A 26,258-nucleotide genomic window follows, 5' to 3' on the forward strand; every position below is an offset into this window, starting at 1 on the left:
AACATCGCAAGGATGATGTACACGTTTCGCAACCGCTTCCGAATCCGGGCCAACTTCCTAGACGCCGACGTACCAGAGATCAGGCTGGCCGACTCGGCTGATGATGGCCTCGTCACCCTATGGCCCGTTCAAAAAGACAGGGGTTCCACGGGAGGCGGCTTCATCTTCGGGTTCGGACTTGTCAAGAAGGGCGGTCTGATTTCCGAGACGGACGAGTTGGTGTTGCAAGGTGACGGATACTCCGATGCCGAACACGCGGCAACCGCTGGACGCAAGTGGCGTCAATACCTGACTGCGGCTCTAGCTCGCGAATACAGGGCGGTCGATTTCGGCCCCGACGATCGAGTAGTGCCGTCGATCGATTTGGTATACGAAGTCGATCCGCCCAAAATGTTCGAAGGAATGCTAAAAGTCGGCGACAGAGCCATCGATGATGATCCCCGACTGCTCGTTTTTCCAACCGAGCCAGAAGCCAAGTTCCTTAAGTCCATGGTGGGAACTCCGACAGTGAGAGTGTCAGGCTGGCTCGAAAGATTCGAGCAGCGAGTAAAGGAGATGCGAAAGCGCGATCAGGGCCGCCCGCCGTGGAGCACCGAGAAGATTCTCGCCTATCGCCTTGTGCATCTGGCCTTTACGGACCTAAACCCAGAGACCCGGCATATACAGCTGGTGACTGCGATCGAAGTGCTTCTCAAGGAACAGGATCGCCCGAAGCCCATCCTGGACGCGCTGGACAAGCTCCGCGACGCGATCGATGGATGGCAGGAAGACGACGTAAAGAAGCGGATAGCAGAAATACTGCGACATAACAAAGAGGAATCAATATTGCGCGCCGGGCAGGAACAGGTCGCCGCAAAGCTAGAGGGCACATATAGCGACAAGTCTCCAGAAGATTTCTTCAAGCACGTTTACAACCTCCGGAGCCGACTCGTGCATCGCGCGAGAAAGAATGAAGCCAGGCCAAGCACCGGCGATCTACAAAAGGTCAATTCGCAACTCGTTAAGTTCGTTCTAGATGCGTTGGACGCATGTGAGACCACTGGCTGACGCCTCCGTGTCGCCTATGGCGGGGGCAGCGGGTAGCACCTCATATCCGAGCGAACCGCTGCAAGTCGTCACTGCTCGGCTGACAGGCCAGGCGCTGAGCGTCAGCTGACCACCGCAAGCTGCCGCTGCCGGTGGTCTGCTCCGGCGTGAACAATCCGCTGGGCTGTCCTGTAGTTGATCCCCGATGCTTTGGCGGCAGCATTGATCGATGCACCGTCACGGGTCGCTGCCAGTACGGCAATCACGGTCTCGGCGGGCTGCGTTGTTGCACCAGAAGCGATCAGCTCGGATGCAAGGTTTGCATCCGACTGCGCCGCCCCGGTTTGTGCTGAGCCCTGCACCGCCTGCTGTGAAGCGAGCTGAACGGGTATGGCGGTCTGCATCCGCTCGGCCTCGACCGACTTCGTCCGTGAACGGGTTGGTGCAGACGGTTTCACCTTGGCTTTTGCACCCTTCGATGGGAGGTGGGCCAGCGCCTGCACCGTGGCAGCCTGTGCGCTCACAAACGTGGTCGCTGTACGCGAGCGGCGTGCTGGTTTGTCTCCGAGTGCAACCAGCATCAGCGTGCTGACCGCAACTGCCGTGTCAATAATCGCCGGGAAAACCCAGGCCGTTGCAGGGCCGTATCCGATGACTTGCATCAGATCCCGTAGCGCAAGAAAGCTCACCGCAAATGCGCCTAACCCGATCGCCGAAACGGCGCTGATTGCCCACCAGTAGACCCTGCCCGATGCCCCGGCGCGAACGGCGAGGGCAATGCCGTGCACGGCTGCCAGGAGGGCGATGGGAGGAACAGTGGCCGCGCCGACCTGGACGACGAACCGCGAGATATAGGGCAGCACGGCGTGGGCCACATTGCCGAGAAGGCTGATTGCAGTCGCCCCAATCAGAAGGCCCCAGAAGAACCGGACAGCTCGGCTGTGGTTCCGATGGGTGATTTCGGTCTGTCCCGTCATTTCGGCCTCCTGCCGGGCGTGAGGTCGTATGTCATCGTCTGACCGCCCACTTCAACAACGACCATGGCATTGGCACCGAGCGCCGAGAGATAGGAAGTCAGGGTGCTGATCAGCATGTCGCCCTGGCGCTCAAGGCGGCTGATCTGCCCCTGACTAGTGCCGAGCGACAGGGCCAGCTGCGCTTGGGTGACACCAGCCCGTCTGCGAAGGTCCGCCAGACCGATCATCCGACTGATTATAGCAATGATGCGATATTACTTTGAAGCTATATCGTATCGCCTACCGGCAGATGCCGCGACAGCTCGACTGATTCGCACGTCGGGCAACGTCAAATCAGTCAGAACCTCTCGGCGGCAACCATCTCCTGCAAGACTTGTAGGCGTGGGGATGAGCTTCGGGGTTCGGATCGCCCCGGGTGTACGGATTCGCGCGTCGCCATCAGGCATTAGGACCAGCCTCGGCCCCCGCGCGGCCCGAGTGCATCTAGGTGGCGGAAATGCCGCTATCAGCTCAGGATTCGGACCGTTAACAGCATCAGCGACAAGCGGCGCAAGCCGCCGGTCATCTAAGTCGTCCCACAGATCATCTCCCTCCCAATCGCCGAAGCCCGGTGGTTCACCAGCCTTCGGCGCGGTCAGCGATGGACTGGACGCAATGGCGACAGGTCTGGAATTAGTCTCCGGAATACTCTGGGCCATTGACAAAACCACGAGATGGATCGGCGAATCTGCCGAACGCGCTGAGGCGAAGCAGCTCGTCGCAGATGGTGTCCGCGCCGCCGAGCTGCTCACCACGCTGCATCTCGAAGACTTCCCCCGCGAGGAACCACCTCTGCCTCCACCCACCCCCAGGCGGTGGAAGAGAGCGCGCCGTTTCGACGAGGGCGAGCAAGCCGCGCGCGATGAGGCCCAAGCGCGATGGGACTTGCTCCAGGCACACGATCAAACGGCGGTAATAGAAAACATCGAGGCGGCGTTCGCTGACAACGCCTCACACTCAGCTTGTATTGATGCTGGGATGACCAACGATGGTCTGTACGTCACGTTGGTCGTGCACTTCCCCGGTCCGGAGATCGCCGAAGGACTAATTCAGCAAGGAACGACGGTGCGAGAGCGGTCCCCGAAAGAGAAAACGGCTCTTTACCGTCGAGCGCTAGCGTCCACCGTCATCGCTACCGCCAAGGAAGCCCTGTGCCGCGCGCCGTCCGCTAGCTACGCCGATGTCGTCGTGCTGCGATACGACATGCGGCGGAAGTTCCTGAATCGCGACGTCGAGCTGGATGCGATCTATGCAGGCTCGTTTGAACGCACACTTCTCGACCTCAAGTGGAAGCGGTGGAACAAGCAAAAACCAGTGAATGTGCTTCGCCAGGCGCGGAATGTCCACATCAATGAAGCGCCTGACGGCTCATTTAAGCCGTTAGGCCGAATGGCCGGAGATGACCTCCGAGCACTCGTCCAACAGATTGCGGCTGCAACTAGCGCCGGAAATTCTCCATCCTGAACTCGTTCAAGGGGATTCGTGGAAACAACGCCGAACCTAGGCCGTCTGATCGCAGTCGCACCCCGCACGGTGTGGCCGCATGAGGCCCACAGCTTCACACCTTGGCTACTCAACAACGTCGACGTTCTCAGCGACTTGCTTGGGATGGATCTTGAGCTACAGGTAGCAGAGCACCCCATCGGGGGTTTTTCGTTGGACCTACTAGGCCGAGATCTCTCAGATGAGAGTGTCGTTATCGTCGAGAACCAGCTCGAACTGTCTGACCACACGCACCTCGGACAGATCCTCACCTACGCAGCGGGAACCGATCCGAAAACAATCGTATGGATCACTGCTGGATTCCGGCCCGAGCATCGCGCTGCGCTCGATTGGCTGAACGAACACACCGACCCAGACACCCGATTCTTCGGCATCGAAATCGCGGTTGTTCAGATCGGCGAGTCCGCCCCTGCGCCGAACTTCAAGTTGGCAGTTGAACCCAACGACTGGGAGAAGCAAGTCAAGGCCGCTACGACGGCGGGCGCGATGACCGAGAGGTCGAAGCTTTATTGGGACTTCTGGGAGCAATTCCGCAGCCGAGTGGTTTCCGAGCATCCCGGATGGACTAACCGAAAAACCTCGACACGTGACTCCTGGTACAGCCTGCCCACCGGGACGAGCGTGGCCTCACTAGAGTCAAATTTCACGCAAAAGGGTTTACAGGCTCAGCTCTATTTCGGTGGTCCCGATCCCGAAGTCAACACTGCCCGCTTCGAGGCGCTGCACGCGCGACAAGCTCAGTTCGAGCAAGCCCTAGGCCAAGTCGCCGTGTGGGACGAGATGACGGGCCGAAAAGCGGCCCGGGTCTGCGTCACTTCGGCTTTCAACGACGTTGCGAAGGTCGAGCAATGGCCAGTGATGATCGACTGGCTGCTCGATCAGCACGCTCGATTCCGCCGAGCGATTCAGGCAATCGGAGGGCTGGGTTCGCTTGACCACAGTGGCACACAATAGTTGGCGCATGCGAGGCGAGCGGGCGGATCGTTATCACCTGTTAGTGCGATTAAGTCCCAGCCGATGACCGAGGGAGAACGCATGAATCCAGGTCTCGACGAAGCTTTCCCACCCACGCCTGAAGTGTGGGCTGAGTTAGCCCAGCACGAGATGGCAGGTGACCACCAATTCGGAAAGGCTGTCCGGTTTTTGGAAGAGGGTGGCACCGACCGTAATCTTCTCGCAGAGCGGCTGGGCGTCAAAGTTGACTATGCCGACTGGCTTCTGAACCACGCCCGGAAGATGAAGCGCGGGACTATCCGCGTCGTGGTTAGTGCGAAAAACGCCGGTCACGAGACGGCGAGTATGCAGGCTCACCACTACCGCTACGTGTTGGACGACGATCTCACCCCTGAAACCCGGAACTATGTGGAGACGGTGATAGCGAAATTTCGGACCGTCAACCCTGACATCCCGATGAAGGCAGCGAATGCTCAAGGCGCTCAGGATTGCTACGAGCGAGAACTTAGGTTTGAACCGGCGCTATGCACCAACCCTGATTGTGAGTGGGCCTGGACGCATCACGGTGGCGAATGCTCATAACGATTGAGCGTTTGACGCGATCGTCAAGAGCTTAATCTGACAAGCCGTTTCGGAGCCGAGCAGTTCCTGTCGGTCCCATTGCGCGGGAGCGGTCATCGTGCGTCCTCGATCCACTTTTCGACATCAGCGCGGCGATACATCACCCTCCGGCCCAGCTTGAACGACTTCGGACCGCCCGTGCCCACTGAACGCCAATACCGCAGAGTGGCCGGGTTCGTCCGAGTCATCTCGGCCACCTCGGCGAGTGTGAGTATGCCGTGATCATTGACTGGGGTCCCCGGCTCTAGGTACTTGACGCATTGCTCGTTCGCGCAGCGGAGTTCGCCACACGACTTCGGTTTCGAGCGAGAAGGCCCACCAGACGCCAGGATTTCCGCGATGGACAGCACGGCATAGGTTGTCGCTAGTTTCCATGCCGAGGTGTGTGCCGGGTCGATGCGGTTGGCGGCGTCCACGGCTCTTCTGTACCACTCCATGGTTACTTCTAAGATTTCATGGGTTTCCGCTTGCGCCTCTCGGTGTCCTCTTCGAACTGTTTGCATTCGCACTGCCAGCACCTGTACCTCGGCTCGGGTACGTCAACGCCAGGCCCATACGTTCTTCGCATGCCGTGAGCCCCATCGCCATGACCGCATTTGCACCACAACGTCACTCGTTTCGGCTTGCGCTCAGCGGCCTTCTTGACCGCCACGGACTCCTCGACCCTTTTAACTGCCGTTGCCCGGTCCGGCACGGGTTTGTTGTTGGTGCGCTTGCGGGGCCTCGCCGAGGGATCGTTCCAGTACGGACCGATCGGCTGCATCAGTTTTTCATCTATCTCGTCGAGGTCGACCCTGAGTGTTCGGTGGCTCGCATAGTTGCCGATGCGGTAGCCAGTGATCTCGCCTTCGCTAATGAGATTTCGCACGAACCTTGTACTTATGCCTAGGTATTCGGCAGCCTCGGAGAGGCTGATGTAGCGCCGACTCACGACTGACTCCGCCTGGATCGGGCCAACGTGGTCAGCTTACGTTCGACCGGAAGCGTCATAGCGTTTTCTCCTGACGAAATCATCGAGGTCTTCTGCTTGGATGAATGAGCGGCTGCCGATCTTGACGAGCGACAGTTCGCCTTCCTTGACCAGCGCGTAGAACGTGGTGCGGCTGATGTCGCCCAGCTGCCGACGGGCTTCATTGAGCGGAATGAGGTGCCGCATATGTTTCCTGTTGCACCACGGGCACAGATCAAGATTTGCCTCTGGCAGCGTCTGGCGTTCAACAGCCCGGTTAGACGGTTGTGTAGCCCGCTCACGCTCGATGGCTGCTCGCACGGCCTCGTCAATGAGGTCGCGCAGCGCCTGGGCGAGCCGGTCAGCGGGGTCGCTCATACCGCTGTCTCGAATCGTCGGTGCGCTGAATTCTGTTGCGATCAAGCCACTCCAACACATCCGACCAGCGATACAGGACCCGACTCCCTCGCTTGATGAACTTCGGGCCGGTTCCCTTATAGCGATCCTGGGCCAGCGAAGCGGTAGTGGTATGGAGGTACTCGGCTACTTCGCTTGGAACGGCTAGCGCCGGTAATTGATCGGACATGACCGGCGATCCTAGCCACCCCGGGTCGCGCCCGCTGTCGGGGCTTGAACTCGCCTGGACACTCTGCGCGCGCCGAAAAACCCTTCCCAGCAACAGAATTTCAAGACGGAGATTACTGGAGATGTCTCTGTGACTGCATAAGAGGGAAACGGTCCGATGTCACGATGGTTGAAATGCGGTGAGGTTCTGATGGACTGAGTTAACGTGGTACCCGTTCGACACACCGCCTGGACGCTGGCCTGGGCCAGCTGTGGTGCGGAATTGACGACGAAGGTTGGGGTGCGAGTGGACTCAACTAACCCAAACTGGGCGGAGATTACTACAGCCATTGCCACGGCTGTACTCGCTCTCGCAGCAATCATCGCCCTAGCACAGATCAGACAAGCCCGACACGGTAGGAATGCACAGGCATTAACGGAATTATCCAGGCGATGGGACGATGCCGCTTTTCGCCGGGCGCGTGGGAAAGTCCGGGGTTACGTCGACGCGGGTGGGCCGGAGGCAGTCAAACAAAACATGCTGGACCTTCGCAGCCGCAACGACGCGGAGTACTGGCAGCTACTCGCAGTACCGGACTACTTCGAGGACATAGCGATATTGGTCAAGCACCACGCGATTACGTTCGGCATCGTGGATGACTCGCTTGGCTCTACGGTCACATTCCACTGGGCCTGTTGGGAGCCGTTCGTAAAGGAAGTCCGCACCCGCTTGCACGATCCGAGAAGTTTCGAAAACTTCGAGAAGCTCGCCAAGAAAATCGCGAAGAAACGCGGGCTTTCAATCCGGTGGGAGGAGGCAGCCAAACAGGCGGTCATCAAGGAGGAACTCGCCAAGGAAGAAATCGCTAAGGAGGAGTTCGCTGAGGCCGTAGTCTCCACCGAGCCAGTTTCTAATGAGACTGGTCTCCGGGATCAAACATAGATCAAATCTACTTTGCTGGCCCGGCGACCACTTGACCCCCAGATTTCAGGTTTGCGTGTCGTGGGTGTGCACAAGAGTGCATCGCTGCAGTTCGAACAGCCGAGTGCGTTCCAGTGCACCTACTTGCACGAGATCCAGTTGGGGTCATAATTGGGGTCAGACGTGCTGTCGAAATTGCGTTTGCTGGTGACTCCCTGCGTACGCCGGGAACGTCGAGTGGCCAATCAGCTCCGGTCGCCGCCCACTGTGCCAGTCCAATGTTTCTTTGCCGGGCTCCGCCGGGTCAGCTGCCGCCCGCAAGCTGGCGCTTCCAGCGCTCCTTAGCAACCCGCACGATCCGCTGCGCGGTCCTGTAGTTGATCCCGGATGCTTAACGGGCCGCCTCTGACAGTCGGATAATCAGCGCGCCGACCACGTGAACCACCATCCAAGCATCACTCATATCGATGTCGGGATCGCCCGTATGCGCTTCACCTAGGTTTCGCTTCGCGGCGACCCAATCGGCTGACCTGACTACGGCTTCTGTTAGCGGCGTGTCATTTCCCTTCAACAGCCCAATGCTCCGAGCCGAGCTGAGAAGCGCGCCGAGCACGTTGCCTGTGCACCCCAGCGCCTTCAAAACATCCTGCAGTGCCGCAGCGGCATCCGTGATGGCATCGCCGGATTCATGGTCGCGAAGTTCCCTGAGCGCATTCTGATAAGCAACCTCTGCGCTGACGAAATGCGGCTGACTGTGTAGCAGGTACAAGGTGGGCTCGACTACGGCGTTGTGCATCTCGTGCGACTCGATGGGGACCAGCCGACTGTTGTGATGCAGGTGGAAGGCCACAAGGTGTGCCTCGAACGCGCGGTTAACCTCTTTTCGAAACGTCTCCGGCGCGGATTTGATCACGTCTAACCACGGTGTCGCAAACCCGTGAGCCGCTTCAGCCAAAATTGTCAACGCCTCGTGCTCGGCCTCGATGAGAGAAAGCAATTGTTCGTTGGTGGCCTTACTTGTTCCCCCCGGCATGTCGCGTGGTCGAAGGGTATACCCGATTGATCGCAGAGTTCGGCGGGCGATGCGCTCCTCGACCTCGTCGCCAAGTTGGGCAAACGCGATGTGTCCGAGCAGGTCCTCCCACGCGAGGTTTAGCTTGATACGAACCCGACTGTCGAGCTGACCTGTCCACTGCACCTCGCCCGACGCCAACCGCTCCGCCTGAGCTTTGCGCCGTACGCGCTCGGCGTACAACTCCTCTTCGAACTCCACGCGGGCGATCTTAGGTGCCCAAGGAGGCCACTCGGGGCAACACGGCACACCAGGCACGAATGTCAGCAGATAGACAGCTGGCCATCCTTCGCTGGCGTGTCGCTCGATGTCGTCACGAACGATTGCCGCCAGAATCAATTTCGATGCGCAGGTCGCCGCAGCCCATTCAGGAGGTGCTTGGGTCGGACCGCGAGATCGCCGAGCCTTCCAGATGCGAGCCACCGGCCAACAACAAGTACCAACGACGTAATCGAGACCATTGACCGAATGACCGAAGACGACAATCCCATCGAGGACCAGTCCGGCGCGATCCTCATCAAAGACGATCCGACCGGAGAAATGGCGGTTCGGTTTGAGTGGGTTGCCGATCTGTCGAAGGCGGATTACGAGCGCTTCAGTGGCGCACTCAAATCCTTGCATGACATCCACGGCTCCAACTTGTTCGCCTACGTGCGTCAAGCTGGCCTAGCGATGATGAGGGAAGTTGGCGAAGCTTACAAGGCGCTTTATGAGAACCGCATCTCACACGTGCAGCCTGACGACATCGAGGAGTGGTCGATTCGACTGCGCACGGCTGTGCTCGGCATGTGCTCATCAATCCATCACCATCAGGAACAGAGCTACATCGCCGTCAAGCGCAAGTTTGGTGCCGATTCACCTGAGCATGAGGCTATGAAGACCGCATTTGCCATGCTGTACGACAACTGTTTTGGGTACCGCTATCTCTATAAATTGCGCAATGCGATGGTGCACTACTCGATGTTCGCGGTGACAGTCGGCGCGGAGTCTCACAGGCGCGAGGAACAAGATCTCCACTGGTTCGAACTATCGGTAAATCGGTCAATTTTGTTGGAACAGCGAAGCTTTTTGAACGCTACCTTGCGCAGGGAGCTGGAAGGATTGCCTGAAGATCCAGACATCGTGGAGATGATGACCGAGGCATTCCGCGAACTCGTCAAGACCAACCGCCGCGTTGTCGAAATTCTGCACCCTGAAATCGAGGAAATCTGCGCAACCGTTGTCGAGTTCGACAACCTTTTTGGCCGTCAAGACGGTGTACGGACAATCAGTCGGAACCGCAGCCGGGAACTCAGACGCCCATTCAAGTTCAGCTACTGGCCAATTGCGGGTCGGGTCATCTTGGCTGCCAGAAGGTACTTCGAGACCAATGACGTAGCGTCAGGGCCATGAGACGGCGGGGCTCTGCTAGTCCAGCACACTCCGAACGTACTTGACTCGCCCTTCAACCGCGACGCGGAAGGCTTTGCCGGAGGCTGTCGCAAGCGGCTCTGTGTAGGAAACCTTGCCCTCTGCATCGTTTTTGGTGGTGATGAACCATCCGGCTTGATAGATGTTGTCGCCCATGAAACGGCGCAGCATTTCCTGGTACCGCTGGTTGTATGACATGCCCTTGAACACTGGGTCCGCAGGAAACAAAGCACTGGTGGAGCGATTCGACTTCTCCGTTTCGGAGTCCTCGCGGAGTACGAAAACGTAGGCCAGCCACGGAGGAAGTTCGCCGTAAGCATCGAACTTCTTTTGCGCGGCCCACGTGTCTGTGCTTGTCCCGAGCGCTTCTTCAAACCGATTGTTGATGTTCTTTCCGACGCTGCCAACCTGGCTTTTGAACTCCACGGCTGCAACCAGCGCACCCTTATAGCGCACTGCCATGTCCCAACGCTTGCGAGCGCGGTAATAGCCCGGCAGGAACGGTTCGTAGACAATCGATCCCTCCGGCATACCGGCGTCGATGAAGATCGAAGCGACGAGGTCACGAACACCGGCCATATGTCCAGCTGCCCGTGCTGCGCCCCCTGCCTGGCCACCGTCAGCAAGAGCAGCCATTTGGTCGGTGCGCTTCGTCCAAAAGAGCGAGACCGCCACTCGGGTTGGATCACCTTCTGGCACATGGTCAGGCAAGTTCGTACTCCCCCAAATCGATGCCGTAGGCGGTCGCAGCCGCGTGGGTAGCCGCATCGACATCCCGGTTGCGGAAAGCCATCCGGAGCGCTCGTTGAGTTTTCGCGTCGATCTCGTCGGGAGCAGGGACCCTGATCTGTCTGAGGTACTGCGCCTGGAAGCGCAGGGTGCCACCCCGCATCCGCACGCAATACGCCTCGATGAAGGCCTGGGCTACCCGGGCGAGCAGCAGACCACCGAGGACTTCCATATTCCAACTGTCCGACACCACGTAGTAGAGATTGTGGTGCGGATAGTGGCCGCCCGCTTCCAACACCGGATTTATATGGGCTTTCATATCCTGCAGCAACAACTTTGGCTTGTCGATTAGAGACGCATTCACCTTGTCAATGGTTCTGTACCAAGACTTGGGATCTTTCTTGGCAACGAAACGGTCCTGCAGCCCCGGATGCTTCGACAGATAATTGGCCATGCGGGGATAGTCGTCGAGCGCCACAAGCGAACTGCGCTCATCCCATGGGTTCACCAAATAGTTGCCGTGCCACTGGAACGTGCCGCTGACTAGGTCCTGCGCCATCGACAGGGGCAAGATTCGGTCATCTTCTGCCACAGTGGGATCTTTCGTCACGTAGACCTTATCGGCCCCCGTGGCAACGCCAATCGACACTCTGGTGCCAGTCTTAGGGTCGTGAAGAGGTTGGAACTGGTCGTTTAGACGCTCAATGAGGGCGAGTCGCGCCGGTGTGCCTGTCGGCCACAAGTCTTCGCCATTGAACCAGTGCGCGAGCCGGTGCGCTTTTACCCCGCAGGCTTTGAATTCATTCAACTGCTCGTCTGCGGCTGCCTTGACAAGTGCGAACGCGCTTGATGCCCCGAAATCCGCAGTGGTGTCGGCTACCGTTACATCACCCTGCGCACTGTTAGACAGGACAGTGATTGCTGGGTAAGCGGAGACGCGAGTTTCAAATGCGTCCACGTCGTGCATCGTCCAGACGTGTTCGACTGAATACTTTCTGGCCACGAGCTTCCTCAGGGCAGAACCGTACTGATTCCGCATCCAGCGATCAGCGCATATAAATCCCACCCGCCCGCCCGGGGCGAGCATTTTTAGTGATCGCTCAAAGAAGCCGACGTAGATATCGCCTCGGCCACGCATTGTCGGCCAGGTCCGCCGGTACTGTCCTGCGAGAGTCTCAGGAAGATCGTCATATCGGATATAGGGCGGGTTGCCGACAACGACATTTGGTGCTGGCGTGTCATCGCCCTCGGAGAACAGGTCCGCCCCCGAAAGAAGGAAGTCATCTTGCTGGACCCAGCGTCTTGATAACTCCGTTGCGACATGCTCAGCCGCCCCAGCTCCCATGAGGAGGTCACGGCATAGCGCACGACACGCTTCGACGTGGCCCAATTGCAGGTCGAAGGCTCGGATGCTGTCGCTCAGTGCGGTAAAGCTGTTGCCACGTACAGAAACGGTTGCCAGCAGTCGCTCTACGGCAGGCCCAAGAAACGCCCCGGAGCCGCACGAGGGCTCCACCAGGTGTAGTGCGCCGAGGTCTTGATCCGTTGTGTATCCGCACAGGTCAAGTAAAACCTCGACCACCCAGCGGCGGGTGAACACCTCACCGTAAGCCTGGACGGCTGGAACGTCAGTGAGTGTCACGCCGGTAACTCTACGAGCCGACAATGACATCAGCTTCGCTGCGACACGTCACAAGACCGGCTCAGTCATCATTCGCGCGTGCAATGTCGGTGCGGTCCTCCATACCGAATCCGGACACCGCGAGCTACACACAGCCGTTGCCGAGCGGGCAGCTAGCGTGGTGACCACATCACGTGGGAGTGCTCGGAATGTGGCAGCGTCACCTTCCACCCGTCCACCGGGGCTGGCTGCCGCCTACTGGACGCCGCCGCATCCACCCGGTGACTGGCCTGCGACTTCGCACTCGCGTCTAGCTCGGGTAGGCCCGCCGCACCCACGACACGCCGAGGATGTGTCACACCCCAGGGGTAGCTTCGCCTTATCGTGCCCACACAGCGTGGGCCGGAGATTAAGGGGCGGGGTTATGCCTTCCAAACGACAAAGACACAAGGAACGGAAGCAGGCCGCGCAGGCGAAGCATGCCAAGCGCGAACCGATGCAGCCGGTCCACCAGATGTCCCAGGAAGAGGCCGCTACTCGCTACAAGCAGGCGATGCAGGAGCGGTATCCCGAGTTCTTCGCTCACGTTGACGAAATGATCGCCAAGACGGATATCCCGGCCATCAAGGCAGAGTTGGCCAGGACCGAGCAGCAGCAGCCCATGACGGTGGTGTCCGGTGGTCTACCGGGGCATGGAAAGCGTGCCTAGCCGCAACATGTAGTGCATGTCCGTTGAATGATCCGAGCATGTATTGCATAATGGATCAATGCGGTTCAGGATCACCCGGTCAGCTCGCAAGCACCGTATTGCTGCTGGCCGCATCCGTGAGGCGATAGCCAACGCGGTGCTGGTCTCCGAGGATGGCGACTATGCGTTGTATGTCGGCATGGATGCGCGGGGAGTGGAATTGGAGATCGGGATAGTGCCCGATGACCGATTCTCCGACCAATACGCGGTGATTCACTGCATGCCCACCGCTTGGCGGCGGTGACAAGTAAACCCGGTAACGGCGGGATTGAACCCGCCCATAGGGAGTGAACAACATGGGAAAGTTCCCCAAGAGCCTGGCCGCTGCTGAGGTCGTTGAGACCGATCTGGACCAGGACGATTTTCAATTTCAGGGCGAGCAGCTCACCGAAGCGCGTGCGGCTAAGATCGCCGAAGAAAAGTTCGAGAAGTCGGCGAACCTCGTCCCGGGTGGCAAGTCGCTGTCCGGGGACAAGCAGCATTCCCCGGTCATCCAGGTGCGCGTCTCCACCGACACGAAGGCGAAGCTGCAAGCCATCGCTGATGCGCGCAGAGTCAGCGTGTCCAAGCTGTCGCGTCAGGTGCTGGGCAACTTCGTCACGCATCTCGGCGAGTACAGCCCGCTGGTCTGGCGCGGGCAACGCATCGAACACGATGGTGCATACACCCAATACGCCATCAGCGCGGACTTGCAGAGCGAGTTCCTAATCTTGGTGACCGGCGATTCCGTGGTCCTCAAGGTCCGGCATCTCGGAGAATGGCGCAAAAGCTTGTTCGTCTCCCTCACCCTGGGTGGCGACAGTCTTTCTGCAGCGATTCACGAGGCGCAACTCCGAGCCGAGGACACCAATCGTCAGCTGTGGGCATCCCAGTTAGTCCAGCGCTGACCGCAACGAGAATGGCCGCCGACATTAATCCCCCGTTGCCCCATGACATCCTCGTCATCATCGAGTGGCTTGCAGAGAAAGCCAGGGCATACAGCAGCATTGCCACCGGCGAGCCCAGGTTGCAGCTCTTGGAGGTCGCTGGCTGCAAGAGCGACCTGATGCTCAGGACGTGGCGGTGGCTTCCTGATCGGGTGTCGCTTTCCGCTTTCAGCGCTGCCTGCGTCGACGCCGGTTTGTGTGAGAAGGACACCGCCACGCCTCCTCAGTCACCTGCGGAACCGCCAGGCCGGGAAGAAGCTGATGCCCAAGTACGAGCGAAGAGGGTCGACCTACGACGCTCTTCTCAAAAGCAGGGGCCTCGATCCAGAAGAGGATCTGGACCTCGGCAAGCCGTCCCGGAAGTGGTAGACGCGCCAGCGCCAGAAACACAAAATCCCCCGGAGCGACCATGTTTGGTGATCGACATGCTAAAGCTGACTCAAGCTTCCTCGGTCGATCCACTTCACCGTCGAGCCGGGACCAGCCACCGTTCACCGGCTAGGCCCAATCTTGGTTGTCAGCCTCGGCTGGTCAACTGACCACCACAAGCTGCCGATGATCCGCTCCGGCGTGAACGATCCGCTGTGCAGTCCTGTAATTGATCCCCGATGCATTGGCGGCAACATTGATCGATGCACCGTCACGGATTGCGGCCAGCACCGCAATCACTGTCTCGACGGGCTGTGTAGTTGCACCAGAGGCAATTAGCTCGGATGCAAGGTTTTCATTCGACTGCGAGGATGATTCGTTCAGTCGCTTGTTGTCCGCTGCACAGCGTCTACTCATCGGTCATTTGCGCCTTGAGTGACGCATCCCAATCCTCAAACGAAATCACCTGCGGAAGTTGCTTTACCGACGCAATCTTCTGAACAACATCCTTCAGAGCGCAGAATTCGTATAGACCACGCTCAACCTCACGTGACACCAGGTTGGTCGGAGTCTGGACGCGGAACCTGTCGCCGGTCGGCCAAGAAATCTCGACAGAGTACGTCCCGTCTCCAACCTGTTGTGGAACGGTGAATCCTTCGTCAATCAATGCGGTGTCGACGCGACCCCAGTTGACGGCGGCAGCCATCATCAAGCGATGGTGTAGAAAATCTTGTATCGCGTTCTTTGGAATCTTATAACTAAAGAATCGCATAATTGGAAAGGCTTCTGTGTCGTATTCCTCTTCCATCGGAATTTCACGAACCAGCAAAAACCCGTTGCCTGCCGCGTCACTTGACATCAAATGTTCTCGTACCAACTCCGCATATTGGGGACCGAAGCTATTCATGTGTTCTTCCGTCACACCGTCTTTTCGATACCAAACTGTGTATCCGACGTAATTGTCAATCGAGAAGAACGCAAAGCCGTCGCGTCGGGCCTGTCGAATCGCTGCTCTTAGAGAAGCCCAATGATGGGTGTCTTGGTGCGGCACCCGAACCACAATATTTGGGATACCGTCGATGGTGGTTACCGAATTCTCGTCCATGTCTCGACGCTTGACCATCTCATCGAGTCGTCTGAATTGGCGGTTTAAGCGGCGATCCTGTTTGCGTGGCGGACGTGAAACCTCTTGCGCACTATTGGATGTGTCAACAGGAATGTCGATTAGTTTTTCGTCGGGTAGAGGTAGATTCATTTGCTCATTGCAGTACATGTTTACCGTGATCTTGGCATGAATAGCACCATCGCGCTCAACTTCGGCTTCGTCCATGGAGCTTTTGAGTTCGACAGTCTGGAACCGCCATCTATTGCCCTGTTCGTCTGGTTCTTGGTCAGGAACCATGAATGTAATATCTCCGATGCGTAACCAATTGGTGATGTCGTGGAGAATCGGTATTCCGAAATTTTGATCTAAAAGGTATCCAGACACACTTACTACCGCTTGGGTGTTAGGTGTGACATCCGCGACGGGAGGTCGCGTACCGGACATCAATGCGGCTATGGCTTTGCGGTCAAAGAGAAGCACTTGCCACGCAAGCGCATCGCCCAGGCACCGTCCATACCATCGCAATCGCTTGAGCGCTTCAAGCGCTGGTAGCGCGGCCTTGTTTCTGCGGACTATTTTTTTCAGCGCAGTGATATCTCTTTGCGTTACGGCTTGCAGGCGCAGAAGCTCGTCCTGAAACCCCACGTAGTTATCGACACCACCGGCCAGTAGATCGAGCATCGTCGCTCGACGTGACAGCCTCTCAAGTCTGTTTCGCAGCACGACGATGCGCCGGGCCGCGTATGGTTCGCCAGCAGAGTAAGGCTTCACAAGAGGCCATCGTACGAACAGGCACGGACGTTCATCGCTTGAAGTGAGGTCGCCAGCCGGGTCACAGCGGGTGTGCAGGAGAGTTGCTACTCGGGTTACGGCGCTAATCGTCCTACGGCTGCGCGAAAATCGCTGTTGGGCCAAGTATCCGGTAGTAGAGAGGCGATGTCCTGCAACGCCCGTATCCCGCTGACGGCCTCCCTACGTGCGCCGTAGAGTGCCGCCACAGTGGGTGTCCGGCTCTGACCGGCCACGCAGTGAATGAGCACCTTGCGTCCCTCGTTGCGGAGTTGCTCGATGAGCCGCACGGTGTCGGTGAGCACGAAGTCCAGGTTGGGGTTGACATCGTCGCCCTCGGTGTCGATCAACCGTATGTCGATTTGCTCAACGCCCATCGGTACGTCATCGTCGTTCACTCGGCATAGGGACACCACAGCGTCCACGCCTGGCGGGAGGCCTTGCAGCGCTGAGACATCGCCCAGCCAAACCCCATCGTCATGTGGATGCTGCACCGGAGTCATCCAGAAGAGGTCGTAACTAAAGGCCTCGTCCTCTTTCACTATCCGAGTCGCCAGTGAAACCAGACCCCGTACCGACAGCGCTGGCCAGCCATGCAGCACTCGACGCCACTGCGCAGGGACAGCCGACGCGCCATACGCCGCGCCGAGCAACCCGCCCGCGATGGCGGCCACAGTGTCAGTGTCGTTCCCACACCGGACGGCAGCATCCAGCGCCAAACGAAGATGATCGGCGCGGAAAACTCCGGCTGCCGGGTCGTCGCTCGGGACAGGAGTGGTGGCTATCGCTGACCACGCAGCCTGCAGAGCCGTCACCACCCAGCCGTTATTCGGAAAGCTGGCGGGCCGGGCGTCTTGTGCTGCGTCGAGACGGGCTGCCCAAATGTCTTGTCGGTCATCCGGTAAATGGTGCAGGCCAATACGCGCATCGAGAATGCCGGTGAGGACGGCGTGGCGGATCGCCAGACACCACAGCACGCAGGCATCCCCCGCATCCGGGTCGTAGTGCGTCAGCTCGCTCACCGTTCGTGCTGCCTCGACGAGGCCAGTCTCATCGTCTAGATAAGCCAAAGCAACTGGGGCTGTGCGCATCAGTGAGCCGTTACCCGCCGTGCGCCCTGTACGGTGATGCAGCGCTGCCGATGCTCCACGCGCAGTTTGCGCGCTCAGACCACTTGAGGCTGCGGTCCTTAAGACCTGGCTGGTCTGGATGCCAACGTCTTTGGCTGACTGCATCCAGTTGTGCCAGCGGTGAATGATGGCGTCGAGAGCCGCTTCCCCGCGCAGATCTGCTCCGCTGGCCGCAACTTCGGCGATGGCGATGGCCATGGAGGTGTCATCGGTCCATTCGCCGGGCTCCCATACGCCACCACCAGTCATGGCGACTTCCAGGTCAGGCCCGCGTGGCGGGCCGAACTCGTAAGGTGCTCCAAGTGAATCACCGGCTGCGGTGCCTAGCAGAGCGCCGACTGCACGGTCGAGTTGTGCGGGATTCAAAACCATAAGGGTACTTCTCCTTTCGCCCACCAGAATTTATGTGTAGGTGGGACAGTCGGATGTTGAAATCGTCGAAGGCTTGTCGGACCGTCGATACCCCCACCCGGGGGTGTCACGCCCGGGCGTATCCCCCAACGGGGGTGTCAGGTCCTTCCCCCGACGGGGGTGAGGCGGACAACTTCCCCCAACGGGGGTCTAGGCGTCGTCAGCCAAGTATCGATAGCAGGTCGCTCGGCTGACACCAAGGAATTTGGCGATGTCGCGGGCAGTGTGCCCGTCGTCCTTCATCCGCCTCGCCGTGGCGATATGACTAGGGTTCGCGACCTTCTTGCGCCGACCAAATTTCGTGCCGTTGGCCAAAGACATCGCACGCTTGAGCGCGGTGCGCTCCTTTGTTAGCTCACGCTCGTATTCGGCGAGAGATCCCAACACCCCGATCATCATTCGGCCCGCCGCCGTCGAGGAGTCGATGCAGTCAGAAGTCGACACCAGCGTGACGCCACGGTCGGTCAATGCCTTCACCGTTTCCAGGACATGAAGGGTGTTACGGCCCAAACGGTCCAGTTTCCACACCACGACGCTGTCGCCCTCGCGCACATAATCGAGAAGTGCAGCAAGACCGGGTCGGTCGTCCCGAGCGCCAGACATCGTGTCAGAGAAAGTCTTCGATACCCCAGCAGCGGCGAGAGCCGCGTTCTGCTGTTCCAGCGTCTGAGCGATAGTGCTGACGCGCACATAGCCAACGCGCAGCCCAACGCTGGGCGGTGAGGTGGCAAGGGAGTCAGTTTTTAGCACAGCTAATAATAGCACTTATCACACGCCGCCGATAGCGAGACGGCCTTTCGAGACACTCTGCGTGAGACGGACTTTCGAGACAGCACGACCTGGACCGAAGCGAAAGTTGAATCGATTGAGATCCGGGTCTCGTATGTGCTCTAATTCGAGACAGCTCTAGGCGCGTCACGCTCGCGCAGTTGTCTCGGGCCGCAGCACGTGAAGCGGGCCGAGGTGTCCCGCCATTGGCGGCAGTTACACAGGCAGCCAAACCCGCGAATTGAGCACCTATGACGAAGTCGATGCTTGATTCCCCTATTCCACAGCACCCAGCAGGACCCAGATGTAATGCGGCCCAGTGTGGTTTGGGTCGGGAAGCTTCACGCACTGGACCTTCTGGTTCTGGCTGTCCGTCGTCAAAGCTCCCAGCACGGTGCAATCGTCACCGAGATTAGGCACTGGGTCGGCGTGGGCAACACCCGCCGTTCCAATCAGGGCGGCGAAGCCGATCAGCACTGTAGCGATGAGGATCTTCATTTGATGTAGCCCTCATGCCACAGGTCAAAGCAGGTCTGGCTGGGTCGCCAACCTGCCGGGTCATCCGTGTCCAGGACAATCAACTGATCCACTAGTACCTCAGCGCGATTCGCGTCCATCCCGTAAACCCGTTCCAGTTCTTGCATGGCCTGATTAGGCCCATCGAAAGCAGTTTTGGGTTGATGCAGAAGCGCCTGGCAAGCATGTGGAACGTCAGAGTCGGCGTGCGCGATACTAGTTGCCCCGAACAGGGCAGCGGTGCCGACCAGGAGTGCGGTGACTAGGGTCTTCGTGATTGTCCCCGCCCCTTTAGCGTTGCAGGGGCATGGCTTAAACGCGTTGCCGCGAAACGAGTTCGGAACCATAATGATCGGAATCGGTCATTTTCATCTCTGCCGCCCCCGTAAGGTGTGATGAACTGCGAAAGCGGTCCAGATCAAAGTCCACATGCCACCCCATAGCAGCCAAAGCACGGCCATTCCAGTGCTAATGCCCGCAGCCGCACCTGCTGAGCTTGGGTCACCATGCGAGTCGCTGGCTGCATTACCGGCAACAGCAAACCAAAAGATGCTCGGCACTAACGTTGCGAGCAGTGAAATTATCGCGACGACCACGAAGCCGTAGTGGATTGTGAACCTGCGCCCGGCTGGTAGCGGTGCGACATATTGCGCCGTCGGCTGATATTGATGTGTCCAATTAGTGCCATCGAACCAGCGCAGATGCGGGCCACCTCCGGGATCGGGATACCAACCCGGCATTGCCGCATCGTTGCCCGGCTGACTTGACATTGAATGGCTCCTATCTATCTGACTGGATTCCAGGCCGACGCCTTGGGAAGAGGCCAAATGCTGGCCCAGCAGGTGTTAAACACCTGCAATGAACGCCTAACCAGGACGCAATCGACGCGGTCCACGACCTCTCATGGCTTGTACAGAATCCACACTCTTCGCTATGACGGGCACCAGATCAGATGACCATCGGTCGAGCTAGACATCACCGAATCCAGTTCCGAAGGTGCGCATGGTTGGCCCATCTGGCGGACACCCGTGGGTGTCACCGATCGCACCCATTTGCCATCGCCTGTACAGACGATCTGCCCAACAGAAGGGTCGTAGGCAAGCTTATTTAAGTCATCGCATGACTGCCCCAGCAACGGCCCCCTCGGAGCCGGAAGGTGGCCAGGCTCCGCAACAACCGACGGCGTCATCGCGAGGCTCGCCGTACAACAACCGACCGCAACGCAAACAACGCCACCGCGTAATCGGCTCAGTCGCATTGTCCTCCCTCAGTTCAAATGCGCGCCCTACAGGGACATTCGGGCAGAGGTCCCGGAGTGCGAAGTGGATTAACGCACCCACCTCGTCGTTCGACGACGCGATGCCCTGGTTAATCCGCTATGTTCCATTGGCCGTTAACGTCACCCGCCCTCATCGGACAATAATCTCGGTCGGCAAAGCACGTGACCTTTTCGGCCACTCTGCTTGGAAGAATTGCGAGAACCGTCTCCGCCGCTCGACCCAATAACGTCAACCCAACTGCGAGGCAGTCCTACGTGAGAGGCCTACCTCACCGGCCACGTATCGGACCTGCCCGTGTTTTGGTCGGTGATCACCGCGCTGGTGTAACGAAAATCGGGAGGGGTAGCGCCGGTGAGCGTAATCGTCACCGGGGAGTAGGTTGGCGAGCCTTGCGCACAGCTCGGAACGCAGGTGACCTTAAATTCGATGCCGCTGCCGGTTGCGCCATCAGCTCCCCAGCTGCGCCAAACGAGGTTATCGATTGCCCAGGTGTTGTCAGCACAGGTCAAAATAAGATGTTCCGGCTTGACCTGCGGCTGGCCGCAGTCAACCACCACCGGGGTCCCTTCATCGGCAAACGCGGTGGGCAGATTCCAACCGGCGATCAGCAACGTGAGCGACAGCAGAACCTGACCACCGGAAACTCCTCCTCGAAGACGGCGTGCTAAGCCAAGGCTTTTGGTGCTCGACGTTTCCTTACGACGCTGGAGGATTTTCGAGGGTGTCAAAACGATCGTCATCATTGCCCCGAGCACCGCCATTCGATGGCTCCTGTCTCGTTCGAGATGTGCGAAGTGATTGAAGGTGCGCCATTGTCAATGACCATGTGGTACAGCGTGTCGATGTCGCCAGCCCCGTGAAAGCCAAACCTGGCAAGGTTTTTCGGATCGCTGGCCCATTTGGCTGGATCAAGCCCCATCTCATGCGACGTCCTCTAAAGTTCAGCTGCGTTGTCAGCGCAGAAGGCCGCCAAGGGCGTTTCTGCACGAGCCTGAAATGGGCTCGCTAAGGCACCGCAAATTAGTGCTGCAATAGCCGCGAAAATAATCCGCTGAAACTGCTTGTGCACGGCAATCCCGCCGACCATAGGATTCCTCATCGCTGTAAACCTCCCGTGGTACGTGGGCTTAGGACTTTCTAGCGCGATGTTGGCCCAGCTGGACGCTGCACCCCCGAGATAGTTTGCAGAGCAGCATTCTTCCTGACCCCAGCTTGGCTAGAACGGAGACACGTTGTCGATGCTGACAAACATTCCGTGACCAGTTCCATCGTTGGTGAAGCGGGTCCCGCCCTCACTCGGAGTGATGGTCCAGCCCTGCAACTTGTAGGTCTGGCCGTAATTCAGCACAACATCATCCGCCATAGCTTGCGTCGTGCCCGGGATATTGCCGTTGTCCCATCGGAATGCACCCGCTGACGTGACCTCGGCCAGATCCCAATGAATACCCGGCCCGCCACAGCGCAAGTAAGTCCCGGGCGGAGGGGGACAACTCGGCGGGGGTTCCACGGGAGCCTGTGAAAATCCAGGTAGATATTGGCAGACGACTCGGCCCGGTCCCACTTCACATCGAGTGTTTCCGGACTGGGTCCGTACGGAGGAGTCGGCCAGCGCGTACGGCGCAGTGCCAAACAACACCATCAGCGTCACCGCCCCACCACAATAAACCAAAATGCGCAGCACAATTACCTTTCTGAACATCGTTAGTTGCCAGGCGGACGGCTGGTCGGACAGGTTTCTTCACAGGTCGGGCAAGGTCAGCGCCATTCAGTTGGCGTTGAGCGTCGGACAATATGCATATCGAGCCGCATCAATCAGTCCGTCGGCACGTTGCGCAGCCTCAACGACACTCAGCCCGGTGAGATCGGAGTTCTGGGCATGTTCCGCAGCGTCAACTATTTGCGCGCGTGACCAACCTTGTCCCAGAGCAGCGCAGATCGTTCGTTCGGTCTGCGACTCGTGATTAGGCCAGTCGGGAGGAAATGTCACCGGGTCGGCGTGAGCCGTGGCGGTTGTGTCAGCTATTCCAACCAAACCGATGAAGTCGGGCCCTGCGGCAGCAGCAAGCCAGCACCCGACGACTACGGCGCACACCAGGCCAGGCTTAAAGGCTTGATACGTATGGATTTTCATTCGAGATCAGATTCCGCTCGTATTCGGAACGTTCGGGCAAAGGTCGCGGAGAGCGAAGTGAAGCAAAGTGCCCACCTCGGCGTTGGATGACGCGATGCCCTGGTTGGATAGCTGTGTCCCCAGATGGCCCTTCTCGAGGTCGGGTGCAACGCCGCCCGCAATGTCGGAACAGGCTTGGTGCCCAATTTTGAGCAGCGTAGGTGGCGTCAAGGACGGATGTGCCATATCCCCCGTGAGAAGGTCGGACAGGAACTGGTTGTCGTCAGCCGCAGCACATGGTGCCGTCGCGATGCAGCCCCACAAAAGCGGTATCACGGCGATCGCAGCCGCACGACAACGCGAACCAGTAGAGACCCGATAGCGCCTTCTCATACACACACCCATAAGCACCCCAGCCCCAGCCCGGCTACAGCATAACCGCAGCCAACGGACCCGATGAGGCTTTTGCCGAATTTGGACAACAAGGGCGCCGACAACGAAGCGAAGTAGTCTGCGCCTGCTCATAAGTCCCTCCCCGCAAACTCCCCGTCCTACGCGCGGCAGAGCGTCTGTTCAGCGGCAATCATCTGAGTGTTGATTTGGGTTCGCGAGTAGCCCGGGTGTTGTGACTGGATATAGGAATACGGTGCCTCGTACAGAGCCATCGGATTGCTCTTCTCGATGGCACAGATCTCGTGGCCCTCTGATACTTGGGTCTTGTTGTCGCCGGACCAATTGAACTCGCAGTACGACGCCTGACCGTCTCTCACATTGGTGAAGACTTCTGGGTGCTGGCACGGATGGTGCACGGCGTCCAAGTATTTGTTCTCGGCCTGGCTGAATCCTTGCACCGCCGCACAGCTTGTCGAGCTGAATATCGTGGCTATTACTACCACCGTGAATTGCCACATCATGCGACGCACGATGCCCCTATCCAACCTTGGTCAGCACGAACGTTTCGTGGTAGACGCCCGGTGCGTTTCCACATGTTGCGCCATGCTGGGTGTCGTAGTTTCCGGCGAGAGTGGTTGCGTCCCAAGAGTAGATGCTCGTTCCAGGTGCATGACTTCCGTCTGGACAATCAACGGCGTCTGGCCGAGGAATCGTGAGTGTCCACCGGCCACCGCTGAGTACGGCGTCACCCGCCAACCCCGTGGAAGAGGTGACATGTGCGATGCATCCTTCAGATTCGCAGCTGGAACTAATGGTCCATCTGCCGGTTTTACCGCTACTACCTATGACGTTGTAAACACCGTTTAGTCCCGAGTCTGCGTGAGCCGGGCTGAGCGACAAGAGGGCGAACACTGCAGCGGTGGCTGACGCAGCGACGATTCCAGATGCCAGGCCGCCAAGAACAGCTCTGGCGGGACGAAATTGGTCCATTGGCAGTTTTCCTCGGCTGACCTTTGTCATGGGTGGTATAGCGTCCATAGACCTGACTGACACCCAATCAGGTGGTCGTCCGGCGTTTTGGCCACCGGATCGTTTGGCGAGCATGGTGCGCCCAGTAAGCGGACCGTCGAAGGCATTACGGACTGGACCCAGGTACCAGCCCGGGTGCACACCACCGCTTGGCCCGACGAGTCGTATGCCAACTTGAGTGGATCGTTGCAGGGCTGACCCAACTGTGGGCCTAGCGAAGGCGGAAGGCGACCAGGGGCTCCACTAGCCACCGAAGTCGTCGCTGTCACGGCAACAGTGCAACAGACGAGCGCGGCAGCGAGGACACCAATCGATGTATGCCTGTGTCTCATCAGCGTTCCTTTCAAGATCAGATACCTTGGGACCCCGTACAACCGGACTTCGCAGTGCTCGATGACCGGCGTTTAGGGATGCACCGTCCGTAGCCCTGTCCGGGCGTTGGTCGATCGCTACAGAACATTCGCTTTATGATCGGAGCGTTCACTCGACGACATCCACGCAACCGGCCACAAAATCTGCTGAACGGAAATCTTTCGGCAGCCTTTCCGTCGTTCCGAGAGCGGAACCTTCCATAGCGATTTGAGCTAGTTGCTGGCACGTTTGTGTCGCAGTTGCGTTGCCCAGGTGTTTAACTGGCACTTCTCCACCCTTTTTTCGGCCCATCTCGTATGAGTCGCTGTGGCTGGCACCGCAACTTGTCACCGCAAGTCCGATTGCCAGACCGGCCACAATCGTCCTGCAATCCAACGGATTTCCCCTTTCGCTTGAGCGCCAGGCACTTGGACGCGGGTTACTTCGCTCATTCGGGAAACTTGATGCGGACGGATTTCTGCCTAGTAGGACCCGCCTCGAATGTCCCAGCACCGACGCCGGTGGTCACCGCGCGAGGCCTGAGGGAACCGAGCGCAGACTCGACCACGATCGTGGCCTGCTGGGAGCCAGTCCTTCTCGGCGTTCGCGGTGACACGGCAAGGGTCAGGGTTGATTAGGTACCAGTACGTACCGTCCCCCAGGACCCAATGCGTAGTGATAGCCGGGAGGTACATGCACCGACGGAGGCGTGTATTGCGGGCGGTAGGGCGAGTTTGGATCAGTGGCCCAGGAGGCGCATGGGCCGTTGGCTGGCGGATTGGGATACATATATGTACCGCCGCTCGGGCTCGGTGCCCCGTAGCAGGCTTGGGCTATGGAAGACGTGGCAAGGCTTGAGACGCTGAGCACCAGGATGATCCCAGCGGCGGCAGCGATTCGACGGATCATGGTTTGTTCCCCTTATTCAGTGGTGCGCACGACAGGACGTCAGACGCTCGTCTCGCCGGATAGCTTGAGGCGCGCCGCATCTCAGTGCGCATAACGGGCAGCTATCGCTGCCCGCTTGCCCTCTTCGCAGCCTTCAAGGAAAGCCGCGCCGTCAATGCGAAAGTTGTATTGCCCGGCGTTTTGGAGGGCATAGGGCAGCATGTCCTGACACGCCGTGGCGTCGCCGGATGCATTGATGGGACTGTTCAGCGGGGGCGCTCCCGCAGCAACGTCGCGGTCGTACTGCATTTTGAGGGCTTCAAACATCTTGGTGTACCCCAGCGTGCATGACTTCGCAGACCACCAGGCGGGATTGCTGAAGTTCACCGTTGGGCCCGGCTCATACTGTCCGCACGGGCCACCAGGCGAGCCATGAGCTGGCGCTGCCCAAACAAGGGCCGCCCCGGTTGCACAACTGACTGTCACGCATGCCAGTCGCCAGCTTGTGCAGATCCACCGTGGCATGGCGGACTCCTGTCGGTGGGGCGCAGGTGAGGTGTTCGCCAGGAGATTAGCAATAATTAGGCCTATTACGCATGCGAATGAAACACATGCGTGCATAACGCTCTGGCCGATTCCGCGCGGGCCGTATGTGGTTGCCCTCGTGTCCGACGACCCATCCAAGCCAGCCCTTAACGAGACCACCCGCGAGTTCGGCGCGAGGGTCCGCAATCGTCGCGCAGCGCTTGGACTTAGCCAGGAGGCGGCAGCAGTGCGGTGCGGCATCCACTGGACGCAACTCGGAAAGGTAGAGCGCGGCCAACGCAGTCTTCGGCTGGAGACCATCGTCAAGATTGCCGACGGCCTGGAAATCGATGCAGGAGACCTCGTCAGCGGTTTGCCTCTGCCGCCGGACGAGTCTGGATGAACTTATCTGCCTCCGCTCAACGACCGTCGTGCCAGGCGATCTCACTGACCGGCGTTGCGCAGGTGAAGTGCTTGCTGCGGGACCTAGACATAGGCTCCCGGTATGCGCGACCTTAGCGTAATCGATGGTG

General features: G+C 58.9%; 27 protein-coding genes. 10 read left to right on the plus strand and 17 right to left on the minus strand.

The window, feature by feature from the left end; translation table 11 throughout:
• Positions 1 to 12 precede the first annotated feature (12 nt).
• Complete coding sequence (locus AC5Y5B_RS18545; RefSeq protein ID WP_500006101.1) at positions 13 to 1,047, plus strand: hypothetical protein; 1,035 nt, start codon at positions 13 to 15, stop codon at positions 1,045 to 1,047.
• A 101-nt stretch (positions 1,048 to 1,148) separates the two neighbouring features.
• Here the strand turns inward: AC5Y5B_RS18545 and AC5Y5B_RS18550 are convergent, their stop codons facing one another.
• Together AC5Y5B_RS18550 and AC5Y5B_RS18555 are read right to left on the minus strand one after the other, a co-directional pair.
• On the minus strand, positions 1,149 to 2,003 hold the full coding sequence (locus tag AC5Y5B_RS18550) for a DUF2637 domain-containing protein (protein ID WP_500006102.1): 855 nt from the start codon (positions 2,001 to 2,003) through the stop codon (positions 1,149 to 1,151).
• Positions 2,000 to 2,230, minus strand: coding sequence for a helix-turn-helix domain-containing protein (locus AC5Y5B_RS18555; RefSeq protein ID WP_500006103.1), 231 nt, complete (start codon positions 2,228 to 2,230; stop codon positions 2,000 to 2,002). The genes AC5Y5B_RS18550 and AC5Y5B_RS18555 overlap by 4 nt, the downstream gene beginning before the upstream one ends.
• A gap of 427 nt (positions 2,231 to 2,657) precedes the next feature.
• Between AC5Y5B_RS18555 and AC5Y5B_RS18560 the strand changes: the two genes are divergently transcribed.
• From AC5Y5B_RS18560 to AC5Y5B_RS18570, 3 genes are all read left to right on the plus strand, one after another.
• Positions 2,658 to 3,506: a hypothetical protein gene (locus tag AC5Y5B_RS18560; protein WP_500006104.1), complete on the plus strand. Its 849-nt coding sequence runs from the start codon at positions 2,658 to 2,660 to the stop codon at positions 3,504 to 3,506.
• 18 nt (positions 3,507 to 3,524) lie between these two features.
• The gene (locus tag AC5Y5B_RS18565) at positions 3,525 to 4,499 is read left to right on the plus strand and encodes a DUF4268 domain-containing protein (RefSeq protein ID WP_500006105.1); all 975 of its coding nucleotides are present in this window, start codon (positions 3,525 to 3,527) and stop codon (positions 4,497 to 4,499) included.
• A gap of 63 nt (positions 4,500 to 4,562) precedes the next feature.
• Positions 4,563 to 5,081, plus strand: coding sequence for a hypothetical protein (locus tag AC5Y5B_RS18570; protein ID WP_500006106.1), 519 nt, complete (start codon positions 4,563 to 4,565; stop codon positions 5,079 to 5,081).
• Between the two features lie 92 nt (positions 5,082 to 5,173).
• Here AC5Y5B_RS18570 and AC5Y5B_RS18575 read toward each other — a convergent pair whose 3' ends face one another.
• Genes AC5Y5B_RS18575 through AC5Y5B_RS18585 form a run of 3 tightly spaced genes read right to left on the minus strand, consistent with a single transcriptional unit; the run spans position 5,174 to position 6,492 of the window.
• Positions 5,174 to 5,536 carry a helix-turn-helix transcriptional regulator gene (locus tag AC5Y5B_RS18575; RefSeq protein WP_500006107.1) on the minus strand — a complete coding sequence of 121 codons (363 nt, stop codon included), beginning with the start codon at positions 5,534 to 5,536 and terminating at the stop codon, positions 5,174 to 5,176.
• A 29-nt stretch (positions 5,537 to 5,565) separates the two neighbouring features.
• A complete protein-coding gene (locus AC5Y5B_RS18580) occupies positions 5,566 to 6,051 on the minus strand; it encodes a helix-turn-helix domain-containing protein (RefSeq protein ID WP_500006108.1) in 486 nt (161 codons plus the stop codon).
• Between the two features lie 36 nt (positions 6,052 to 6,087).
• Positions 6,088 to 6,492, minus strand: coding sequence for a helix-turn-helix domain-containing protein (locus AC5Y5B_RS18585; RefSeq protein WP_500006109.1), 405 nt, complete (start codon positions 6,490 to 6,492; stop codon positions 6,088 to 6,090).
• Between the two features lie 448 nt (positions 6,493 to 6,940).
• On the opposite strand from AC5Y5B_RS18585, the gene AC5Y5B_RS18590 reads away from it, so the two are divergent.
• Positions 6,941 to 7,576 carry a DUF4760 domain-containing protein gene (locus tag AC5Y5B_RS18590; RefSeq protein WP_500006110.1) on the plus strand — a complete coding sequence of 212 codons (636 nt, stop codon included), beginning with the start codon at positions 6,941 to 6,943 and terminating at the stop codon, positions 7,574 to 7,576.
• A gap of 370 nt (positions 7,577 to 7,946) precedes the next feature.
• On the opposite strand, the gene AC5Y5B_RS18595 is transcribed toward AC5Y5B_RS18590, so the two are convergent.
• Positions 7,947 to 8,828 carry a hypothetical protein gene (locus AC5Y5B_RS18595; protein ID WP_500006111.1) on the minus strand — a complete coding sequence of 294 codons (882 nt, stop codon included), beginning with the start codon at positions 8,826 to 8,828 and terminating at the stop codon, positions 7,947 to 7,949.
• Positions 8,829 to 9,095: 267 nt separating this feature from the next.
• On the opposite strand from AC5Y5B_RS18595, the gene AC5Y5B_RS18600 reads away from it, so the two are divergent.
• Positions 9,096 to 10,019, plus strand: coding sequence for a hypothetical protein (locus AC5Y5B_RS18600; RefSeq protein ID WP_500006112.1), 924 nt, complete (start codon positions 9,096 to 9,098; stop codon positions 10,017 to 10,019).
• 15 nt (positions 10,020 to 10,034) lie between these two features.
• On the opposite strand, the gene AC5Y5B_RS18605 is transcribed toward AC5Y5B_RS18600, so the two are convergent.
• Positions 10,035 to 10,712: a PaeR7I family type II restriction endonuclease gene (locus AC5Y5B_RS18605; protein WP_500006113.1), complete on the minus strand. Its 678-nt coding sequence runs from the start codon at positions 10,710 to 10,712 to the stop codon at positions 10,035 to 10,037.
• A 28-nt stretch (positions 10,713 to 10,740) separates the two neighbouring features.
• Positions 10,741 to 12,408, minus strand: coding sequence for an Eco57I restriction-modification methylase domain-containing protein (locus AC5Y5B_RS18610; protein ID WP_500006114.1), 1,668 nt, complete (start codon positions 12,406 to 12,408; stop codon positions 10,741 to 10,743).
• Positions 12,409 to 12,811: 403 nt separating this feature from the next.
• Here AC5Y5B_RS18610 and AC5Y5B_RS18615 point away from each other — a divergent pair, with 403 nt between their 5' ends.
• The 3 genes from AC5Y5B_RS18615 to AC5Y5B_RS18625 are packed head-to-tail and all read left to right on the plus strand — an operon-like array spanning position 12,812 to position 14,022.
• Positions 12,812 to 13,096, plus strand: a complete 285-nt coding sequence (locus AC5Y5B_RS18615) for a hypothetical protein (RefSeq protein ID WP_500006115.1) — start codon at positions 12,812 to 12,814, stop codon at positions 13,094 to 13,096.
• A 58-nt stretch (positions 13,097 to 13,154) separates the two neighbouring features.
• Complete coding sequence (locus AC5Y5B_RS18620; protein ID WP_500006116.1) at positions 13,155 to 13,379, plus strand: hypothetical protein; 225 nt, start codon at positions 13,155 to 13,157, stop codon at positions 13,377 to 13,379.
• 52 nt (positions 13,380 to 13,431) lie between these two features.
• A complete protein-coding gene (locus AC5Y5B_RS18625) occupies positions 13,432 to 14,022 on the plus strand; it encodes a hypothetical protein (protein WP_500006117.1) in 591 nt (196 codons plus the stop codon).
• Positions 14,023 to 14,592: 570 nt separating this feature from the next.
• Here the strand turns inward: AC5Y5B_RS18625 and AC5Y5B_RS18630 are convergent.
• The 9 genes from AC5Y5B_RS18630 to AC5Y5B_RS18670 form a co-directional block, all read right to left on the minus strand.
• Complete coding sequence (locus AC5Y5B_RS18630; RefSeq protein WP_500006118.1) at positions 14,593 to 14,847, minus strand: hypothetical protein; 255 nt, start codon at positions 14,845 to 14,847, stop codon at positions 14,593 to 14,595.
• Entirely contained in the window at positions 14,840 to 16,216 is a 1,377-nt protein-coding gene (locus AC5Y5B_RS18635; RefSeq protein ID WP_500006119.1) for a hypothetical protein, read from the minus strand. Before AC5Y5B_RS18635 ends, AC5Y5B_RS18630 begins: the two co-directional genes overlap by 8 nt.
• Before the next feature lie 185 nt (positions 16,217 to 16,401).
• On the minus strand, positions 16,402 to 17,826 hold the full coding sequence (locus tag AC5Y5B_RS18640; protein WP_500006120.1) for an ADP-ribosylglycohydrolase family protein: 1,425 nt from the start codon (positions 17,824 to 17,826) through the stop codon (positions 16,402 to 16,404).
• A gap of 189 nt (positions 17,827 to 18,015) precedes the next feature.
• Positions 18,016 to 18,615, minus strand: a complete 600-nt coding sequence (locus AC5Y5B_RS18645; protein ID WP_500006121.1) for a recombinase family protein — start codon at positions 18,613 to 18,615, stop codon at positions 18,016 to 18,018.
• Positions 18,616 to 18,909: 294 nt separating this feature from the next.
• A complete protein-coding gene (locus tag AC5Y5B_RS18650; protein WP_500006122.1) occupies positions 18,910 to 19,131 on the minus strand; it encodes a hypothetical protein in 222 nt (73 codons plus the stop codon).
• Between the two features lie 386 nt (positions 19,132 to 19,517).
• Positions 19,518 to 19,919 (minus strand): DUF2510 domain-containing protein, encoded by a 402-nt coding sequence (locus AC5Y5B_RS18655; protein WP_500006123.1) that lies wholly within the window; start codon positions 19,917 to 19,919, stop codon positions 19,518 to 19,520.
• Between the two features lie 773 nt (positions 19,920 to 20,692).
• Complete coding sequence (locus tag AC5Y5B_RS18660) at positions 20,693 to 21,190, minus strand: hypothetical protein (protein WP_500006124.1); 498 nt, start codon at positions 21,188 to 21,190, stop codon at positions 20,693 to 20,695.
• A gap of 1,900 nt (positions 21,191 to 23,090) precedes the next feature.
• Entirely contained in the window at positions 23,091 to 23,453 is a 363-nt protein-coding gene (locus tag AC5Y5B_RS18665) for a hypothetical protein (RefSeq protein ID WP_500006125.1), read from the minus strand.
• Between the two features lie 1,849 nt (positions 23,454 to 25,302).
• The gene (locus AC5Y5B_RS18670) at positions 25,303 to 25,587 is read right to left on the minus strand and encodes a hypothetical protein (RefSeq protein WP_500006126.1); all 285 of its coding nucleotides are present in this window, start codon (positions 25,585 to 25,587) and stop codon (positions 25,303 to 25,305) included.
• Between the two features lie 277 nt (positions 25,588 to 25,864).
• Between AC5Y5B_RS18670 and AC5Y5B_RS18675 the strand changes: the two genes are divergently transcribed.
• Positions 25,865 to 26,128, plus strand: a complete 264-nt coding sequence (locus AC5Y5B_RS18675) for a helix-turn-helix domain-containing protein (RefSeq protein WP_500006127.1) — start codon at positions 25,865 to 25,867, stop codon at positions 26,126 to 26,128.
• Positions 26,129 to 26,258 lie beyond the last annotated feature (130 nt).

The organism is Mycobacterium sp. NGS33 (genome assembly GCF_059812885.1).

What these genes read in the sequence shown, in the direction of transcription:
- AC5Y5B_RS18545 (WP_500006101.1), top strand. Translation starts at nt 13, where the DNA reads ATGATGTACACGTTTCGCAACCGCTTCCGAATCCGGGCCAACTTCCTA.
- AC5Y5B_RS18550 (WP_500006102.1), bottom strand. Translation starts at nt 2,003, where the DNA reads ATGACGGGACAGACCGAAATCACCCATCGGAACCACAGCCGAGCTGTC.
- AC5Y5B_RS18555 (WP_500006103.1), bottom strand. Translation starts at nt 2,230, where the DNA reads ATGATCGGTCTGGCGGACCTTCGCAGACGGGCTGGTGTCACCCAAGCG.
- AC5Y5B_RS18560 (WP_500006104.1), top strand. Translation starts at nt 2,658, where the DNA reads ATGGCGACAGGTCTGGAATTAGTCTCCGGAATACTCTGGGCCATTGAC.
- AC5Y5B_RS18570 (WP_500006106.1), top strand. Translation starts at nt 4,563, where the DNA reads ATGACCGAGGGAGAACGCATGAATCCAGGTCTCGACGAAGCTTTCCCA.
- AC5Y5B_RS18600 (WP_500006112.1), top strand. Translation starts at nt 9,096, where the DNA reads ATGACCGAAGACGACAATCCCATCGAGGACCAGTCCGGCGCGATCCTC.
- AC5Y5B_RS18615 (WP_500006115.1), top strand. Translation starts at nt 12,812, where the DNA reads ATGCCTTCCAAACGACAAAGACACAAGGAACGGAAGCAGGCCGCGCAG.
- AC5Y5B_RS18620 (WP_500006116.1), top strand. Translation starts at nt 13,155, where the DNA reads ATGCGGTTCAGGATCACCCGGTCAGCTCGCAAGCACCGTATTGCTGCT.
- AC5Y5B_RS18625 (WP_500006117.1), top strand. Translation starts at nt 13,432, where the DNA reads ATGGGAAAGTTCCCCAAGAGCCTGGCCGCTGCTGAGGTCGTTGAGACC.
- AC5Y5B_RS18630 (WP_500006118.1), bottom strand. Translation starts at nt 14,847, where the DNA reads ATGAGTAGACGCTGTGCAGCGGACAACAAGCGACTGAACGAATCATCC.
- AC5Y5B_RS18635 (WP_500006119.1), bottom strand. Translation starts at nt 16,216, where the DNA reads ATGCTCGATCTACTGGCCGGTGGTGTCGATAACTACGTGGGGTTTCAG.
- AC5Y5B_RS18640 (WP_500006120.1), bottom strand. Translation starts at nt 17,826, where the DNA reads ATGGTTTTGAATCCCGCACAACTCGACCGTGCAGTCGGCGCTCTGCTA.
- AC5Y5B_RS18650 (WP_500006122.1), bottom strand. Translation starts at nt 19,131, where the DNA reads ATGAAGATCCTCATCGCTACAGTGCTGATCGGCTTCGCCGCCCTGATT.
- AC5Y5B_RS18655 (WP_500006123.1), bottom strand. Translation starts at nt 19,919, where the DNA reads ATGTCAAGTCAGCCGGGCAACGATGCGGCAATGCCGGGTTGGTATCCC.
- AC5Y5B_RS18660 (WP_500006124.1), bottom strand. Translation starts at nt 21,190, where the DNA reads ATGGCGGTGCTCGGGGCAATGATGACGATCGTTTTGACACCCTCGAAA.
- AC5Y5B_RS18665 (WP_500006125.1), bottom strand. Translation starts at nt 23,453, where the DNA reads ATGATGTGGCAATTCACGGTGGTAGTAATAGCCACGATATTCAGCTCG.